Annotated in this window: 18 protein-coding genes and 1 pseudogene; 12 read left to right on the plus strand and 7 right to left on the minus strand. The window is 67.2% G+C overall.

The window, feature by feature from the left end; translation table 11 throughout:
• Nucleotides 1-48 precede the first annotated feature (48 nt).
• Together GPX89_RS10110 and GPX89_RS10115 are read right to left on the minus strand one after the other, a co-directional pair.
• Complete coding sequence (locus tag GPX89_RS10110; protein WP_157387275.1) at nt 49-321, minus strand: PLD nuclease N-terminal domain-containing protein; 273 nt, start codon at nt 319-321, stop codon at nt 49-51.
• 96 nt (nt 322-417) lie between these two features.
• Complete coding sequence (locus tag GPX89_RS10115) at nt 418-1,155, minus strand: FadR/GntR family transcriptional regulator (RefSeq protein ID WP_157387276.1); 738 nt, start codon at nt 1,153-1,155, stop codon at nt 418-420.
• 21 nt (nt 1,156-1,176) lie between these two features.
• Here GPX89_RS10115 and GPX89_RS10120 point away from each other — a divergent pair, with 21 nt between their 5' ends.
• Nucleotides 1,177-2,670: a carotenoid oxygenase family protein gene (locus GPX89_RS10120; protein ID WP_198347357.1), complete on the plus strand. Its 1,494-nt coding sequence runs from the start codon at nt 1,177-1,179 to the stop codon at nt 2,668-2,670.
• On the plus strand, nt 2,667-3,821 hold the full coding sequence (locus GPX89_RS10125) for an acyl-CoA dehydrogenase family protein (protein WP_157387277.1): 1,155 nt from the start codon (nt 2,667-2,669) through the stop codon (nt 3,819-3,821). The genes GPX89_RS10120 and GPX89_RS10125 overlap by 4 nt, the downstream gene beginning before the upstream one ends.
• Before the next feature lie 52 nt (nt 3,822-3,873).
• Here GPX89_RS10125 and GPX89_RS10130 read toward each other — a convergent pair whose 3' ends face one another.
• Nucleotides 3,874-4,353 (minus strand): hypothetical protein, encoded by a 480-nt coding sequence (locus GPX89_RS10130; RefSeq protein ID WP_157387278.1) that lies wholly within the window; start codon nt 4,351-4,353, stop codon nt 3,874-3,876.
• Between the two features lie 67 nt (nt 4,354-4,420).
• Between GPX89_RS10130 and GPX89_RS10135 the strand changes: the two genes are divergently transcribed.
• The 9 genes and pseudogenes from GPX89_RS10135 to GPX89_RS10175 all read left to right on the plus strand — a co-directional run bounded on the left by GPX89_RS10135 (nt 4,421) and on the right by GPX89_RS10175 (nt 13,393).
• Entirely contained in the window at nt 4,421-4,615 is a 195-nt protein-coding gene (locus tag GPX89_RS10135; protein WP_157387279.1) for a hypothetical protein, read from the plus strand.
• Nucleotides 4,616-4,668: 53 nt separating this feature from the next.
• Nucleotides 4,669-5,478, plus strand: a complete 810-nt coding sequence (locus GPX89_RS10140; RefSeq protein ID WP_157387280.1) for a GntR family transcriptional regulator — start codon at nt 4,669-4,671, stop codon at nt 5,476-5,478.
• A 12-nt stretch (nt 5,479-5,490) separates the two neighbouring features.
• Nucleotides 5,491-8,288: pseudogene (locus tag GPX89_RS46215) on the plus strand (fumarate reductase/succinate dehydrogenase flavoprotein subunit).
• Nucleotides 8,288-8,515, plus strand: a complete 228-nt coding sequence (locus tag GPX89_RS10150; protein WP_157387281.1) for a 4Fe-4S dicluster domain-containing protein — start codon at nt 8,288-8,290, stop codon at nt 8,513-8,515. The pseudogene GPX89_RS46215 and the gene GPX89_RS10150 overlap by 1 nt, the downstream one beginning before the upstream one ends.
• Nucleotides 8,516-8,535: 20 nt before the next feature.
• A complete protein-coding gene (locus GPX89_RS10155; RefSeq protein ID WP_235947036.1) occupies nt 8,536-9,957 on the plus strand; it encodes an ABC transporter substrate-binding protein in 1,422 nt (473 codons plus the stop codon).
• 20 nt (nt 9,958-9,977) lie between these two features.
• On the plus strand, nt 9,978-10,847 hold the full coding sequence (locus GPX89_RS10160) for an ABC transporter permease (RefSeq protein WP_407939369.1): 870 nt from the start codon (nt 9,978-9,980) through the stop codon (nt 10,845-10,847).
• Nucleotides 10,844-11,650 (plus strand): ABC transporter ATP-binding protein, encoded by an 807-nt coding sequence (locus tag GPX89_RS10165; RefSeq protein WP_157387282.1) that lies wholly within the window; start codon nt 10,844-10,846, stop codon nt 11,648-11,650. Before GPX89_RS10160 ends, GPX89_RS10165 begins: the two co-directional genes overlap by 4 nt.
• Before the next feature lie 10 nt (nt 11,651-11,660).
• Nucleotides 11,661-11,996: a ferredoxin gene (gene fdxA / locus GPX89_RS10170; protein ID WP_328601675.1), complete on the plus strand. Its 336-nt coding sequence runs from the start codon at nt 11,661-11,663 to the stop codon at nt 11,994-11,996.
• On the plus strand, nt 11,993-13,393 hold the full coding sequence (locus GPX89_RS10175) for an FAD-dependent oxidoreductase (RefSeq protein ID WP_157387283.1): 1,401 nt from the start codon (nt 11,993-11,995) through the stop codon (nt 13,391-13,393). Before fdxA ends, GPX89_RS10175 begins: the two co-directional genes overlap by 4 nt.
• Nucleotides 13,394-13,454: 61 nt before the next feature.
• On the opposite strand, the gene GPX89_RS10180 is transcribed toward GPX89_RS10175, so the two are convergent.
• Both GPX89_RS10180 and GPX89_RS10185 read right to left on the minus strand, forming a co-directional pair.
• Nucleotides 13,455-13,775, minus strand: a complete 321-nt coding sequence (locus tag GPX89_RS10180; protein ID WP_157387284.1) for a 2TM domain-containing protein — start codon at nt 13,773-13,775, stop codon at nt 13,455-13,457.
• 121 nt (nt 13,776-13,896) lie between these two features.
• Nucleotides 13,897-14,379, minus strand: coding sequence for a hypothetical protein (locus GPX89_RS10185; RefSeq protein ID WP_157387285.1), 483 nt, complete (start codon nt 14,377-14,379; stop codon nt 13,897-13,899).
• Between the two features lie 205 nt (nt 14,380-14,584).
• Here GPX89_RS10185 and GPX89_RS10190 point away from each other — a divergent pair, with 205 nt between their 5' ends.
• A complete protein-coding gene (locus GPX89_RS10190) occupies nt 14,585-14,995 on the plus strand; it encodes a hypothetical protein (protein ID WP_157387286.1) in 411 nt (136 codons plus the stop codon).
• Here the strand turns inward: GPX89_RS10190 and GPX89_RS10195 are convergent.
• Together GPX89_RS10195 and GPX89_RS10200 are read right to left on the minus strand one after the other, a co-directional pair.
• Nucleotides 14,979-15,695 (minus strand): CBS domain-containing protein, encoded by a 717-nt coding sequence (locus GPX89_RS10195; protein ID WP_157387287.1) that lies wholly within the window; start codon nt 15,693-15,695, stop codon nt 14,979-14,981. The genes GPX89_RS10190 and GPX89_RS10195 overlap by 17 nt on opposite strands.
• A 10-nt stretch (nt 15,696-15,705) precedes the next feature.
• On the minus strand, nt 15,706-16,065 hold the full coding sequence (locus GPX89_RS10200) for a VOC family protein (protein ID WP_157387288.1): 360 nt from the start codon (nt 16,063-16,065) through the stop codon (nt 15,706-15,708).
• Nucleotides 16,066-16,128: the final 63 nt, after the last annotated feature.

Below are 16,128 nucleotides of genomic sequence, written 5' to 3' on the forward strand. Positions count from 1 at the left end.
CTCCTGAGCGACGTCCCGCACCGGTGACCCGGTGCGGGACACCGGGACTCATGCGGCCGCGGGAGGCGGGCCCATGAGGGTGGATTTGCGGCCCCAGAGGAACCAGGCGACCGGGCCCAGGAACGGGAACGCCAGGATCAGCAGCGCCCAGACCGCCTTGCCGCCTGCCGCGTAGGTGCGGGAGCGGAGCACGCTCACTAAGGCTCCGATGAAGAGGACGACGGCTGCGAGCAGGGCGGCGATCACGCCGATGCCGAGCAGGACCGAGGCGACGGATTCGCCGGTGCTGGTGTCGGTGGACGCGAGAAGGGTTGTGGTCATGTCTTCGACGGTAATGAGGGCGGTATGGCAGGCACATCAGCCATTCGCTCACTGTTTGCCGCTGTCCGGTACCTCTCCGGAGGTAGGCGGAAAGGACTAGCGCCAGGGCAGGTCGGTGTTGTCGGTGCTCCAGCGGGACGGGGGGATCATCGGGGCGTCGAGTAGGCCGGAGCGGTCGACGTGCTGCAGGGCCGCGTCGAGGTGTTTTCGCATGCGGAGTTCGGCCTTGTGGGGGTCGCGGGCGGTGATGGCGGCGGCGATCGCGCGGTGGGAGCGGGTTGCTTCGGTGCGGTCGTACTGGGTGATGTCCTGTTCGCGTGCGGCCCAGCGGACGGCTTGCTCGGTGGCGGCGAGAACCGTGGTGAGGATGGGGTTTCCGCCGGCGCGGACGATCAGGTCGTGGAATTCGTGGTAGCCGGCGCCGTCGGGGGTGATGCCGCGTTCGGCGATTTCGGCGATGGCCGCGCGCTGGTCGTCGGTGGCTTTCTCGGCGACGAGGGCGGCGGCGGCCGGTTCGAGCAGTTTGCGGAAGGCGAGCAGGTCGCCCCACGTGGCGCCGGTGAGGGTCAGTAGCTGCACCAGGGAGCGCGCGATGTGTTCGGGGTCGGGGTGGCGGATCTGGACGCCGCCGCGGCCTTGGCTGGTGGCCGTGAGTCCTTCCGCGCCGAGCAATCGCACGGCCACCCGGACCGTTTCCCGGCTGACCCCGAACTGGCTGATCAGCGTGCTCTCGGTCGGCAGCGACTGGCCGGCGCCGAGTTCGCCGCTGAGAATCCGGCGGCGGATCGCACCGGCGACGACTTCGGGTGCGCGCTGGGGCTTTTCGAGAGTCATGACACTTAGTATACTTTGTTGATGGTACGCATTCCCAGTGCCGCGGTGCTGACCGGGGCCTTCCGACCGATGCGGTTCGAGGCCACCGTCGAGGACTGTGTGACGACCTTCGGCGAGATCCCGAAACAGTTGTGCGGCGGCTTCTATCGCGCCGGTCCGACGTTCAAACGGCCGACCAGGCAGGGCGGCAACGGGCTGCTCGCGATGGACGGGATGGTGCAGGGGCTGGTCTTCGAGAACGGTCGCGCCGATTTCCGGAACCGGTGGGTCAGAACACCGAAGTACTTGCTCGAAGAGCGGCACGGCGAGGGCATGTTCGACTGGGGCGACGGGGACCGGACCGACTGGCGCAATATCGGATTCGGTCCCGCGCGGCGAGACCGGTTCTCCCGCGGGGTTCCGCAGGGCACCAGCAATATCAACTGCTTCCCGTTCGCGGGCGAGATCCTGGCCTCGGGGGAGCAGGGCAGCCCACCGGTGGCGCTGGATCCGATCACGCTGGAGACCGGTGGAATCGTGGGGTGGTCGCCGCAGCTTGCCCGCGGGATCTTCGAGCAGGCCGGATTCGGTGATGCCGCCTTCACCGCACATCCCAAGTGGGACAGCGCAACCGGGACGCTGTACGGCTGGAGCTACAGCAATCACGCGCCCTACGTGACCGTGTACGTGGTGCGGCCCGACGGGACCGTGATCTCGCGGGACTTGGCCGATGCGCCGTATTCCAGTGAAGTGCACGACATGTGGCTGACGCCGGAGTGGATCATCCTGCCGTTCCAGGGTTTCGTCTTCGACCCCGATCGCGTGGCGCGGGATCTGCCGGTCCACGGCTGGGATCCGCAGCTGCCGACGGTGCTGGCGTTGGTGCCGCGCGACGATGTCGAGCACGGTGAGATCCGTTGGATCACAGCGGAAATCGAACCGCAGTACATCATGCACACGCTGTCGGCCAATACCGTCGGCAGCACCCTGGTCCTGGACGCGCCGATCTTCGATCGCCCGCCCTTCCCCTTGGACATCGACAAGTTCGAGGGCGAGGACATCGCCCTGTTCTTCAACCTGGCCCGCAGCACGCTCGGCCGCTGGAGCGTGGATCTCGACACCGGCTCGGTGAAATCCGAACTCCTGGACGACCGTCCGTGCGAATTGCCGAAGGTCGACGAGCGGTTCTACGGCCGCGGACACCGGTGGGGATACCTCATCGGCGGGGACGCCAGGGGGAACGGCATGCGCATGCACAGCCTGGTCGTGCGCGACATCGAGTCCGGGCACGAGCAGGAATACCGCCTGCGCCACGAGCGGCCGGCGCTGGTCATGGAGCCGACCTTCGTTCCGCGCACGCCCGACGCGCCCGAAGGCGACGGGTATCTGATGGTTCCGGTGTCGCGCTGGACCGAAAACCTCGGCGAATACGTTATTTTCGATACCCACGACATCGCGGCCGGGCCGGTGTGCCGCATCGAGATACCGTTCCTGCTGGGGTTCACCCCGCACGGACACTGGATGGATTTCCGATGACCGCAATGCTGAACGACCTGGAAGTGGCCGAGTTGCGCGCGTCGGTGCACGGCATCGTCGCCAAATTCGGCAACGAGTACTACACCCGCTGCAGTGAGACATTGCAACCGCCGACGGAACTGTGGGACGCGCTCGCCGCGGGCGGCTTCGTCGGGGTGAACCTGCCGGAGGAATACGGCGGCGGCGGAATGGGATTGAGCGCGATCAGCATTGTCGCCGAGGAGGCGGCCGCGGCGGGATGCCCGCAGATCATGCTGATGATCTCGCCCGGAATCGTCGGCAGTCTGCTCGCCCGCCACGCCAGCACCGCCCAGAAGCGGCGATGGCTCGCGCCGATGGCGGCCGGAACCGGCAAGATCGCCTTCGCGATCACCGAACCCGACGCCGGGTCGAATTCCCATCACCTCACCACGACCGCGCGCCGCGACGGCGACACGTACTACATCACGGGGCAGAAGACCTTCATCACCGGCGCCGATCAGGTCGACGCACTGCTCGTCGTCACCCGCACCGGCACCAATTCGGCAGGGGGAGCGCAGCTTTCGCTGTTCATCGTGGATCGGGACGCGCCCGGCATCGACATGCACCGCATCCCGATGTCGTTCGAGATCACCGAGAAGTCGTTCACCGTCTATTTCGACAATGTGCCGGTCTCCGCGGATCGCCTGGTGGGCGGGGAGGGCAACGGTCTGCGTGTCGCGTTCGACGGGATGAACCCCGAGCGGGTCATCATCGCCGCCATCTGCAACGGCATCGCGCGCTACGCCATGGACAAGGCGGTCGCCTACGCCCGGGAGCGAAAGGTCTGGGACGTGCCGATCGGAGCGCACCAGGGCATCGCACATCCCTTGGCCGAAGCCAAGATCGCGCTCGAGGCGGCCAGGCTGATGACCCAGCGCGCCGCCGCCGACTACGACGCCGGAACCGACCCCGGCGAAACCGGCAACATGGCCAAATTCCTCGCGGCCGACGCCGCCATCCGCTGCGTCGACCAGGCCATCGAAGTCCATGGCGGCAGCGGCTTCACCCGCGCGGTCGCGTTATCCAACATGTACGAATTCGTCCGCCTGTTCAAAACCGTTCCCATCACCCGCGAGATGATCCTCAACCGTGTCGCCCACCACACGCTCGGACTGCCGAAGTCCTATTGAGCGGCGCCCACCCCGATTCGGGGCGGGCGCCCCCGCTGTCCCGTCCGCTCGGTCAGAGCTGTGTGTGCCCGGAGCCGGTGAGGATGATCAGCGGCAACATCAGGGTGCCGAGGATCTCATTGCCGGTGCATTGGGCCGAGGCGGTGGAACTGCCGGTCGGCTGGTTGCCACAGTTCTGCACCAGCATGGACTTCGTCGACGAACCCTGTGTGGCGGTGAGGCTGTAGATGCCCTCGGGAAGCTTCGAGCGATAGACGTACTGGATGATCCCGGTACCGGCCTTGGATCCGGCTTGCGGGGTGAACGTGCCGACGTTCTGCCCGTCCAAGGTGATAGTGACCGGTGCCAGGGCATCCGCCCCGCTGGTGTCCACGAAGATCGTGCAGGTATTGCCCGCCCCCTCACACCCGCCGATGCCGGTGTCGACCTGCGTCAGATTCACGTCGTCGACCGTGGCCGACGCCGATGCCGCCGCGACGACCGGAATCGCCAGCATGGCCACCGTCGCGGCGGCCCAATTCATGTGCCTCATCTGTACTTTCCCGTTGGAGCTGTCAGTGCCGGCACCTGAGTGCCGCTCCGACGGTAACCGTGCGGCGATGCCCCGCGCGTACAAATTGAAAAGCCAATACTTCAATGTGTCCGCGCGCTTCGCCTCCGGTCGTGCCCCACAGCTGCGGGTCGCCGACGGCTTCCTGGATCCAACCGCTGAACCGGGCTGGCAATACTTCGCGCCGGTCGACCGTTTCCGCAGCTGGCGGCCCTGGCCTTGGAACCAGAAGTGGCGTAACTGAGCGGTAATTGCAGGACAGGTTCTCCGTAACGAACCGTTCGGAGCATGTGCCGCATGACAGCCAGACCCCACACACGGTCGGCCGCCACGGCGGACCTGAGCGGTGGACGCCGCAGCGCACCGGCTCGCCGCGTCCGCGACATTCTGCGCGCCCGCATCCGCAGCGGCGTGTACGGCGACCGGCCGCTGCCGTCCGAGGCGCAATTGGCGGCCGATTTCAGCGCCAGCCGCAATATCGTGCGCGATGCCCTGGCATTGCTGCGCGACGAGGGCCTCATCGACCGGGTGCCCGGTGCGGGCACATTCGTGGTCTCGGACAAGGCGGTTCAGGGGCTGGATCGACTGCGCGGGCTGGCCGAGAGCTTCGAGACCGGCAGCGACCGCATCGTGAATCAGGTGCTGCTCGCCGAGGTCGTGCCCGCCACCCCGATCGTGGCCGAACGGCTGGAACTCGAACCCGGCGCCCCGGTGGTGGCACTCGAACGCGTCCGCTACCTGGACGGCGAACCGCTGTCGCTGGACGCCAGCTACCTCACCGCCGATGTGGGCACCCCGCTGCTGGCGATGGATCTGGCCGGATGCGATGTCTTCGGCCTGCTGGAACGGGAATTGGGCCTGCCGCTGGGCTCGGCCGCGGTGTCGATCGAGGCGGTCACGGCGGATCCCACCGTCGCGGGGCTGCTCGCGGTCCGGCCGGGTTCGCCGCTGTTGCTGCTGGAACGGCTCACCTACACCGATTCGGGCCGCCCCGTCGATCTCGAGTACCTGCGTTTCCGCGGCGACCGCTTCTCCCTGTCGGGGCGCTTGCACCGCACACCCGTCACGCCGTATCGCGGCGCGACCACATCGACCGAAAGAGGCTGAAACACCATGACAATGGGCATCCCACCGGTCACTGGAGGCCGGGAGTTGAGCTGTGACGTGCTGATCGTCGGCGGTGGCACCGCGGGCACCATGGCGGCACTGACCGCCGCCCGCCACGGCGCGAGCGTGCTGTTGCTCGAGAAGGCACACGTCCGCCATTCCGGCGCGCTGGCGATGGGCATGGACGGGGTCAACAACGCCGTCGTTCCCGGCAAGGCCACGCCACAGGACTATGTCGCCGACATCACCGTCGCCAATGACGGAATTGTCAACCAGCGCACCATTTTCCAGACCGCCACCCGTGGCTTCGAGATGGTGCAGCGGCTCGAGAGCTACGGCGTCAAATTCGAGAAGGACGAGCACAACGAATACGCGGTGCGCAAGGTCCACCGCTCCGGCAGTTACGTGTTGCCCATGCCGGAGGGTCGCGACGTCAAGAAGGTGCTCTACCGCACCCTGCGCGCCCGCGACGTGCGCTCGAAGGTGACCATCACCAACCGGGTCATGCCGGTCCGCGTGCTCACCGTGGCGGGGGTGGCGGTCGGTGCGGTCGGATTCGACACGCGGACAGGCGAATTCCTCACCATCTCGGCCGGTGCGGTGATCCTGGCCGCGGGCGCGTGCGGTCGGCTGGGGCTGCCCGCGAGCGGATATCTGTACGGCACCTACGAGAACCCGACCAATGCGGGAGACGGGTACGCCATGGCGTATCACGCGGGGGCGGAACTCTCGGGCATCGAATGCTTCCAGATCAACCCGCTCATCAAGGACTACAACGGCCCGGCCTGCGCCTACGTCGCCAACCCGTTCGGCGGTTACCAGGTCAACGCCGAGGGCAACCGGTTCGTGGACTGCGACTACTGGTCGGGTCAGATGATGGCCGAGGTGAAACGCGAGCTCGACAGTGCCCGCGGCCCCATCTATCTCAAGCTCAGCCATCTGCCGGACGCCACGATCCGCGAGATCGAGGGCATTCTGCACACCACCGAACGGCCGACCCGCGGCACCTTCCACGCCGGCCGCGGCACCGACTACCGCACCCGCGACATCGAGATGCACATCTCGGAAATCGGTTTGTGCAGCGGGCATTCCGCGTCCGGGGTATGGGTGGACGAGCATGCCGCGACCACCGTGGCGGGACTGTACGCGGCCGGGGACATGGCGCTGGTGCCGCACAACTACATGATCGGAGCCTTCGTCTACGGCGATATCGCCGGTGAATCAGCGGCCGGATTCGCCCGGAGCGCGTCACGTCCGGCGCTGCCCTCCGATCAGATCACGGCGGCCCACGAGTTGATCTACCGGCCGCTGCTCAATCCCGACGGACCGCCGCAGCAGCAGGTCGAATACAAGCTGCGCCGCTTCGTCAACGACTACCTGCAACCGCCCAAGACCCAGCGCTACTTGACCTTGGGAGTGGAGGCGTTCGAGCGCATGCGCGGCGAGATCGACCGTATGGGCGCGCAGACTCCGCACGAGCTGATGCGGTGCGCGGAGGTGAGTTTCATCCGCGACTGCGCCGAGATGGCCGCGCGTGCCTCACTGCGCCGCACCGAAAGCCGGTGGGGGCTCTATCATCAGCGCGCCGATTGGCCGACGCGTGATGACGCCGAATGGTTCTGCCATCTCAACCTCCACCGCGATGACGCCGGCGAGATGGCCTTCCGTACCCGCCCGGTCGCGCCCTACATCGTGCCGGTACCCGGATTTATCCGCCCGGATGGAGTGGCCGACGAACCGCTGCCGGTTCCGGCCGGCCAGGGGTGGGTGGCCGGTAGCGGTTCGGCCGCGGACTTCCCCATCAGCGCTTCGGCTTCCGGTCGATCCGCGACCGTGCAGTCCGATGCCGTATCCGTGTCGGCCGGGGGTGCGCGATGAGTGGTCGCCTGCTGGCGCTGATGGATCTCGCGGAGGAGTGCCCGGACCTCGACGAGTTGCGCTCCTTCCTCGACGATCCGGATCCCGAGGTGCGTCGCACCGCGCTGTCGGTGCTGAGCGAGACCACCGAGGAATGGGACGCCGCCGCCCCGATCATCGCCGGCGGACTGGCCGACACGGACGCCGCTGTGCGGGCCACCGCGGTCGGGCTGCTCACCGAACTGGTCGAAGTGCTGGTTCCCGGAACGGAATTCGAGACAATCCTGCGTGAGCGGGCCACCGTAGGGGAGCCCGGGGTGCGCGCGGCCGCCGTGGAGGCGCTGTGGCGGCACCGACGGGTAACCGTGGCCGAACTCGTGAACCTGCTGGCTGATCCGGACCCGAGCGTGCGGCTCGCGGTCGTGGGGGGTCTCACCTCATTCGACGCCCTGCGTGAACTCGGCGACGCCGCGACCGATCCGCAGTCGCTGGTACGCATCGCCGTAGCGAAAGGCATTGCCGCCATGGGTGATCCGCGCGGTGCCGACACACTCTTGACCTTGGCCGCCGATCCGGAACCACTGGTCCGCGCCGCCGCCCTCACCGGCCTGGCACACACCGGCTGCGATCCGGTCGCCGCCGCGCAGGCCGCCGCCGCGCTCACCGATCCGGCCTGGCAGGTGCGTCAAGGCGCGGCCATCGCGCTGTCGGTGGCCGCACCGGATTTCGCCGCCGCCCACCTGATCCCGGTAATCGCCGACGTCAACCTCGATGTGCGCAAGGCCGCCGTGCGCGGCCTCGCCGAGAACATCCCCGCTCGCCGTGAGGTCACCGATGCCCTCCACACCGCGCTCGAGGACCCGGACGCAGACGTCCGCGCTTTCGCGCGCATCGGCATCGCCGGTGCCGGAAATGACAGTGCCGCAATCGAACCCACCCGGAAGGAAATCTGATGGCTCAGGCAAACACTCGCGTCGATGTACCGGTCAGCGTCGACGAAGCCAAATGCATCGTCGGCTGCACGCTGTGCGTCGACATGTGCCCGCTGGACTCGCTCGCGATCCACCCCGACAGCGGCAAGGCGTACATGCATGTCGACGAATGCTGGTACTGCGGACCGTGCGCCGCGCGTTGCCCGGTCAACGCGGTCACCGTGAACATCCCGTATCTGCTGCGCTGAGTCCGAGGGATGAGATTGCGATGAGAACCACCCGTGCGCTGCGCACCTCGGTCCTGCTGGTCGGTGCCGCTCTGGCGGCCACCCTGTTGTCCGCGTGCGGTTCCGGTGACAGCTCCACCGTCACCGTGAATATCGGCTACCAGTCCAAGACCATCAACACCGTCACGGTCGGCACCCTGCTGCGCGACCGCGGTACTTTCGAAGCGAAGCTCGCCGACCTGGGCAAGGCCAAAGGCGTGAAGTACAAGGTGGAGTGGAAGGACTTCGCCTCCGGTCCGCCTCTGACCGCTGCCATGCTCGCCGGGCAGGTAGACATCGGCTCCATGGGCGACGCCCCGGTTCTGGTCAACGGCTCCAAGACCCGCGACCACGCCGACGTGCGCTCCGAACTCATCGCGATCACCGGCTACAACCTGCGCGGATCGCTCAATCAAGTGGTGGTGCCGGTGGATTCGTCGGCCACCACGCTCGCCGATCTCAAAGGTCAGGTGGTGTCCACCAGCATCGGATCCGCCGCGCACGGCATGCTGTCCACCGGGTTGACCTCGGCGGGTATGTCCCTGGGCGATGTGAGGCTACTGGGCCAGGATCCACCGGTCGGCGCGTCGGCGCTGACCAGCGGGCAGGCAGCGGCACTGGCCCAGTTCGTGCCGTGGCCGCAATCGCTGGTGTTCCAGGGCAAGGCTCGCTTGCTCTACGACGGCGGCAGCACCGATATCGCGACCATGCACGCGGTGGTGGCCGATCAGCGCTTCGATCAACAGCATCCGGACGTGGTGGCGGCCTTTCTCGCGGCGCAACGCGAAACCACCGACTACCTCAACGCCAATCCTTTGGAGGCCGCGAAGAAAGTGGCGGAGCTGACCGGCATTCCGGTCGAGGTCGTCTACCTCTACAACGGGCCCAACGGGCTGGTGCATTTCGACCCCACTATCAAGGCTCCGTTGGTCGACGCGCTCGGTAAACTGCTGCCGTTCCTGAAAGGGCTCGGCGCGGTCGGTGACCTCGACCTGAACCAGTTCGTGAACGACCGGTACGTGCGCACCTTGTACGGGTCCGACTACGACGTCCGCAGCGCCGATACCTCCGCGCCCAGCAAATTGTCCGGCCCCGACCCGGTTTGCGGTGGGACAGTGCAGGACCCGGCAACCGCGTCGGAGGTGTGGTTCACCGGCAAGGACACCACCTCCGTCGCCCGGACCCCGGCCTGCCTGCTGCGGCAGATCGCGCAGTCCAATGCGCAGGTGCGTGTCGCCTACGTCCCGGCAGCCGACACCGGGCTGCGGCTGTTCGCGGCCGAAGCGGTCTGGGTCAGTGATCCGGGCGCGCCCGCCGACCAGCGTCTGCTGCCCTTCGCGGTGAAACCCGACGCCGACCGTTACCTGGGCACGCACCCCGGTAGCTCAATCCTCGACTACAAGGCGGCCCTCGCGGCGCGCTGACCCCGACCAGGAGGTCCGACATGACCACATCGATGGAAACCCCCACGCTCCAGACGATTCCGGATGCGGTCGGTGCGCCCGCCCGGGTGAGCGGCTGGTTCGCGATGCCCCGCGTGCCGCGGCGCGTCCGTTCGACCGCGCTCACTCTGTTGCCGCTGCTGGCGCTGGCGCTGCTGTGGCAACTGCTCACCGCCAATCACGTAGTGCTGTGGCTGCGCTTCGACAAAGTGCCGACGCCGGTGGAAGTGTTCGATTCCCTGCGTGCACAGGCTGGTTCGGCCGACTACTACCGCAATATCGCCTCGAGTACCCGTCGCATCTTGGTCGGGTTCGGTCTGGCGACGGTGACCGGGGTGCTCGTCGGCATGGCCATCGGGCGCTCCCGGATCGCGGCGTTGCTGATCCGCCCGATCATCGAGGTGACGCGTCCGATTCCGGCGATCGCGCTGGTGCCGTTGGCTATTCTGCTGTTCCCGACCGGTGAGCAGGGCATCGTGTTCATCACCTTCTTCGCGGCGTTCTTCCCGGTCGCGGTCAGCACCATCCACGCAGTGCACGCGCTGCCCCGGGTCTGGGAGGAGGCGGCCCGCACCCTGGGCGCGAGCCGCTTCGACATTCTGTTCCGAATCGTGTTGCCCGGCGCGCTGCCCGGCATCTTCTCCGGCCTGTCGGTGGCCATGGGCGTGGCCTGGATCTGCGTGATCAGCGCGGAAATGATCTCCGGACAGTTCGGCATCGGCTATGCCACCTGGCAGTCCTACGGCTTGCTGGACTATCCGGCCGTCGTCGTCGGCATGCTCACCATCGGCGCGCTCGGCTGGGCGACGTCCGCCCTGGTCGAACTGGCCGGACGACGCGTCAATCGCTGGCTGCCGAGGGCTGCCCGATGAGCGCCCCGGCCCGCGACACAGCGCCGAACGGGGCGGCGGTGCGGTTGCACGACGTGCGGATCATCTACGGCGGCGATCCGGTCGCGGAGGTCGATCTGAGCATCGAATCCGGTGAGATCGTGGTGCTGCTGGGACCTTCCGGATGCGGCAAATCGACACTGCTGCGGGCACTTTCGGGACTGATCACACCCGCAGAGGGCACCGCCATGGTCGATGGGCGGGTGGTCGGTTCGGGGGCGGAGCAGTGCGCCATGGTGTTTCAGGAGGATGCGCTGCTGCCGTGGCGCACCGCGATCAAGAACATCGAGTTCGCGCTGAAACTGCGCGGCGTGCCGCGCCATCGGCGTCGCGCCGAGGCTCTGGACCTGCTGGATCAAGTCGGCTTGAACGGCTACGGCGACCATCTGCCCATCGCTCTGTCCGGCGGCATGCGCCAGCGGGTCCAGTTGGCGCGCACCCTGGCGACCCAGCCGCGCGTGCTGCTGATGGACGAACCGTTCGGCGCGCTCGACGCTCAGACCCGCGCCGACATGCAGCGGCTGCTCATCGCCGTGTGGCAGAGCCGACGCACCACCATCGTTTTCGTCACCCACGACGTCGACGAGGCGCTGCTGTTGGCCGACCGCATCGTGCTGCTGAGCGCCCGGCCGGCCCGGATCCAGCGGTTGGTCACCGTCAGCGAACCCCGCGCGCCCGGTGCGCGCTTCGAACCCGAATTCGCGCGACTGCGCTACGAGATCCTGGCCGCTCTCGGCGAAACTGCCGACAGTGTCGGCGAATTCGCCGACATGATCGAGAACTGAGGAGACCACCGTGACTTTCGTCATCGGCGCGGCCTGCGTCGACGTCATGGACAAAGCCTGCGTGGAAGAGTGCCCGGTGGACTGCATCTACACCGGCGGGCGGATGGCCTATATCCATCCCACCGAATGCGTCGACTGCGGAGCATGTGAGCCCGTCTGCCCGGTCGAGGCCATCCATTTCGAGGACGAGATCCCCGAGGAACAAAGGGAATTCGTCATCGAGAACGCCCGATTCTTCGCCGAGCCGTTGCCCGGTCGGGTCGAGCCGCTCGGCGATCCCGGTGGTGCGGCGAGAATCGGGGAGCTGGGCGTGGACACGAAGTTCGTCGAGGCGTACCGGCCATGAACCGACCCGATAGTCCCGCCCGCAACGACAGACCCGCCCGCATTGCGATCGTGGGCGCAGGACCGGCCGGTATTTACGCCGCCGACGCCTTGATGAAGTCCGATGCCCCCACCGGTTTCGGCGGGGTGAGCATCGACCTCTACGAGCGCATGCCCGCGCCCTTCGGCCTGATCCGCTACGGCGTCGCGCCCGACCACCCGCGCATCAAGGGCATCATCACCGCGCTGCACAAGGTCCTGGACAAGGACTCGGTGCGCCTGCTCGGCAATATCGACTACGGCACCGACATCACCCTCGAGGATCTGCGTCAGTTCTACGACGCGGTCATCTTCTCCACCGGCGCCAATGCCGACCGCGCCCTGGAGGTTCCGGGCATCGATCTGGACGGCTCCTACGGCGCGGCGGACTTCGTGTCCTGGTACGACGGGCACCCGGACGTGCCGCGCACCTGGCCGCTGGAGGCGGAGAAGGTCGCCGTGCTCGGTGTCGGCAATGTCGCCCTGGATGTGGCGCGCGTGCTGGCCAAGACCGGTGACGAGCTGTTGCCGACCGAGATCCCGCCCAACGTTTACGACGGCCTGAAGGCCAACAAGGCCCTCGAGGTGCACGTGTTCGGCCGCCGCGGTCCCGCGCAGGCCAAGTTCACCCCGCTCGAGCTGCGCGAGCTCGACCACTCGCCGACCATCGAGGTCATCGTCGATCCCGAGGACATCGACTACGACGAGGGCTCCGAGGCCGCGCGGCGGCACTCCAAGCAGGTCGACATGGTCTGCAACACGTTGGAGCAGTGGGCCATTCGCGATGTGGGCAACCGCCCGCACAAGCTGTTCCTGCACTTCTTCGAGAACCCCTCGGAAATCCTGGGCGAGAACGGCAAGGTCGTGGGCCTGCGCACCGAGCGCATGCTGCTCGACGGCACCGGAGACGTGAAACCCTCGGGTGTATACCGGGATTGGGGGATCGAAGCGGTGTACCGGGCGATCGGGTACCGATCGCGACCGGTCCCGTGCCTGCCGTTCGACGAGGCGACCGGCACCGTCCCCAACGCCGCGGGTCGGGTTCTGATCGACGATCGATATGAGGGCGCCGGCCGGCCTCTGCCCGGGATCTATGTGACCGGCTGGATCAAGCGTGGCCCGGTCGGCCTCATCGGCCACACCAAGGGCGACGCCAACGAGACCGTCGCCTGCCTGCTCGACGACCTACCCTCGCTGCCTCCGCCGCGATACCCGGACTCCGGGCGCGTTCTCGATTGGCTGGCGCACAAGGGTATTTCGTTCACGACGTGGGCGGGCTGGCGCCGCCTGGACGCGCACGAGCGCGCCCTGGGCGAGCAGCAGAATCGTGAACGGGTCAAGGTTGTCGAACGTGCGGACATGCTCCACGCCAGTGCCTGACCGGCCCGCAACCATGATCTGCTCGCGAGCCTGCGGACATTGGTGAGGCCGGCGTGGTTCGCTAGCCGCGGCCGCGCAGTTCGCGTTCGATCTCCGCGGTGGTCACCGGGCGATGGGTGTAGACGGAGATCGCGTCGAGCAGCAACAGGACTCCCCATCCGGCGATCACCCAGCCGGGCCAGAAGTATCCGGATCCCGTGGCCGCCCAGACGCCGACGAGGAACAGGTTCACCACGACGTAGGAGATCACGTCGAGACGCAGTTTGTGCTTGCGCTCCACTTTCTTTCGCGCCCACTCCTTTTCGCCGGTCGTCCATTCCGATTGTCCGTAATCCGCACCCTGAGGTGTCCGGAAGTCGACGGGATCCGATTCGGATGTCATTGCCATCGCCTCGATATGTCTGCGAATGTCGTCCATCCAGACTGGCTTGCCGGTGCCGTCCGCCACAGGGGCGAAGGTCCCGCTGATACCCGATATGGGTCCCGGAGCGGGCCGACCGTGTTCAGGGCAGCACGAGGCAGGCGGAGCCGGTGTTGATTCCGGTTCCCACCAGAACATCCGCCGCCGCAGAGCCATTGGGATACTGCTCGATGTAGAGGTGGTGCGATCCGGGTTGCGTCGGGGTCCAGCTGACTGTTGCCTGGCCGGTCAGGGTGTGGACGTCGAAGGTCGGTTGGATCGTGGTGCTCGGAGAGAAGACGGACGCGCCTGTGGTGTCGCGGAAGGTGACGTCGTGATAGTCGCTCACATCGGCGGTCAGGGTGTAGGTGCAGTTCGTGCCGACCCGGGTCGTGGCGCCGAAACTCCAGCCTGGTGTGCCCGCGGTGAGGCTCAGATCCGTCACGGTGCCGGTCGCGTGCCCCGGGGCTGCCGTGAGAGCGCCGATCGACAACAGGGCCGCGGCGATCGCCCCGACAGCGGCGAGAGTGCCACGACCACGGGGTCGCGAAATCCGTCGCGCGACCGAATCGATGAGTTCAGACATCGCAAAATCCTTTCCGTTCCTGCTCGTTCAACGATCGGTCATGTGAAAGCCGCAGGGGCAGAGGAGAAGGTCCCCTAGGTCGGCGTGCGGTGATGACCGTTGGCCGCGATCGACTGCCGAACGACCCTGTCGGGGGGCGCGAGTGATGCGAATCATTAGCCGCACCAATGTAATTGCCTGGCTCGGAACGACTTCGGGGTGCGAGATGGATGCGATCGACGTGTGCGCGGACGATTGGTGGGACGACACGGACTCCGCCGTGGCATGCGTGGCGGATATCTCCGTCGACGGCGGCGCGCCGATGCCGATGGTGGGGTTGCTGGCGGCGAACGGTGAACTCGTGATCCCCACGAACTGGGACGACCCGCCGGTGGCCGACGGTGCGAGACATACGATTCGGGTCGAGTTGCGTGCGTCGCCTGTCCATCTCGCGGCGGGGCGAGTGCAGGCGATGCTGGAAGGCTGTCATGCCTGGCGGCTCGGCTACGGCACGGCAATGGTCGAGGCCGAGGGGCGCGGCCGGGTCACCGAACCGGCACATGTCATCGCCACGTCCACGGTGCCTTGTTCGGTGCGGGCGAAAACCTCCGTCGCCGGGATCACCCGCGCTCGATGAATCGGTGCAGGATTCCGACGTTCTCCGGCGGTGGTGGCGGGATATCGGTGTCGTCGTAGTCGGAGCGGATTTCGTTGCGCACCTCGACCACGCCGTCGACGGCCTGGGTGAGAACGGTGATGATCTCGATCATGCTCTGCCGCTCCACCTTTCCGCGCAGCGTGACGATCCCGCCGCGGACCTCGAGGGTGACGTCCGGCGGTGGCACGCACATGGCACGGGTGAGGACCTCTTCGCGGATCTCGGCGGCCAGGTCCGCGTCGGCGCGCAGGTACACCGACAACAGGTCCTTGCGGCTGACGATGCCGTGCAGCGCGCCATCGGCGTCCAGGACGGGGGCGCGTTTGACGCCGTTGCGGGCCAGCGTCGCGGCCGCGGAGGTGAGACGGTCGTCGGCGGCGACCGCCACGATGGGTGTGCTCATCAGGTCGGCGGCGGTGCGGGCCTGATCGCGGCGGGCGATCCGCTTGCGGCGCACCAGATGCCACACCGGCGGATCGGCCGCGCCACCCGCGCGGGCCTGCCGCCCGAGCACGTCGGCTTCGGTGACGATGCCGACGACGTGATCGTCCGCGTCCAGCACCGGCAGCCCGCTGACGCCGTGCTCGGCGAGCGCACGCACCACTTGCCGGAACGGTGTGTCGGTGTGCACCGTGACCACGTCACGAGTCATGACATCGGCGACACGCTTGTGTCTCATGGCAATTCACCTACCGGCCGGAGTCGAGCCCCTGGAGCAGACCCACGACCGCGCCGCCGGGATCGGAGAAGAGAGCGAAGGACATGGTGTCGCTGATCTGTGTGGGCGGCACCACGACCGTCCCGCCGAGCTGCTGGATCTCGGACAGTTTCGCATCCAGATCCGGCACCCGGATATACACGGTCACATAGGACGGCATGTTCTGCCGGGTCTGCATGATCCCGCCCGGCAATCCCTCATCCACCCCGTCCACCAGGCTGTAATCCGGTCCGGCATCGATCATCTTCCAGTCGAACGCCTTACCGTAGAACTCCCGCAACGCTGCCGCATCGGGTCCGCCGATCTCCCAATGCACTACCGGATACCCCATCGCCGTTCCTTTCGCCTGGTGTGACGGTGTCTTCCCGTCTCCACGGTGCGACAGCCGATGGCC

Source organism: Nocardia terrae, assembly GCF_009760405.1.
Taxonomy (GTDB): Bacteria; Actinomycetota; Actinomycetes; order Mycobacteriales; family Mycobacteriaceae; genus Nocardia; species Nocardia terrae.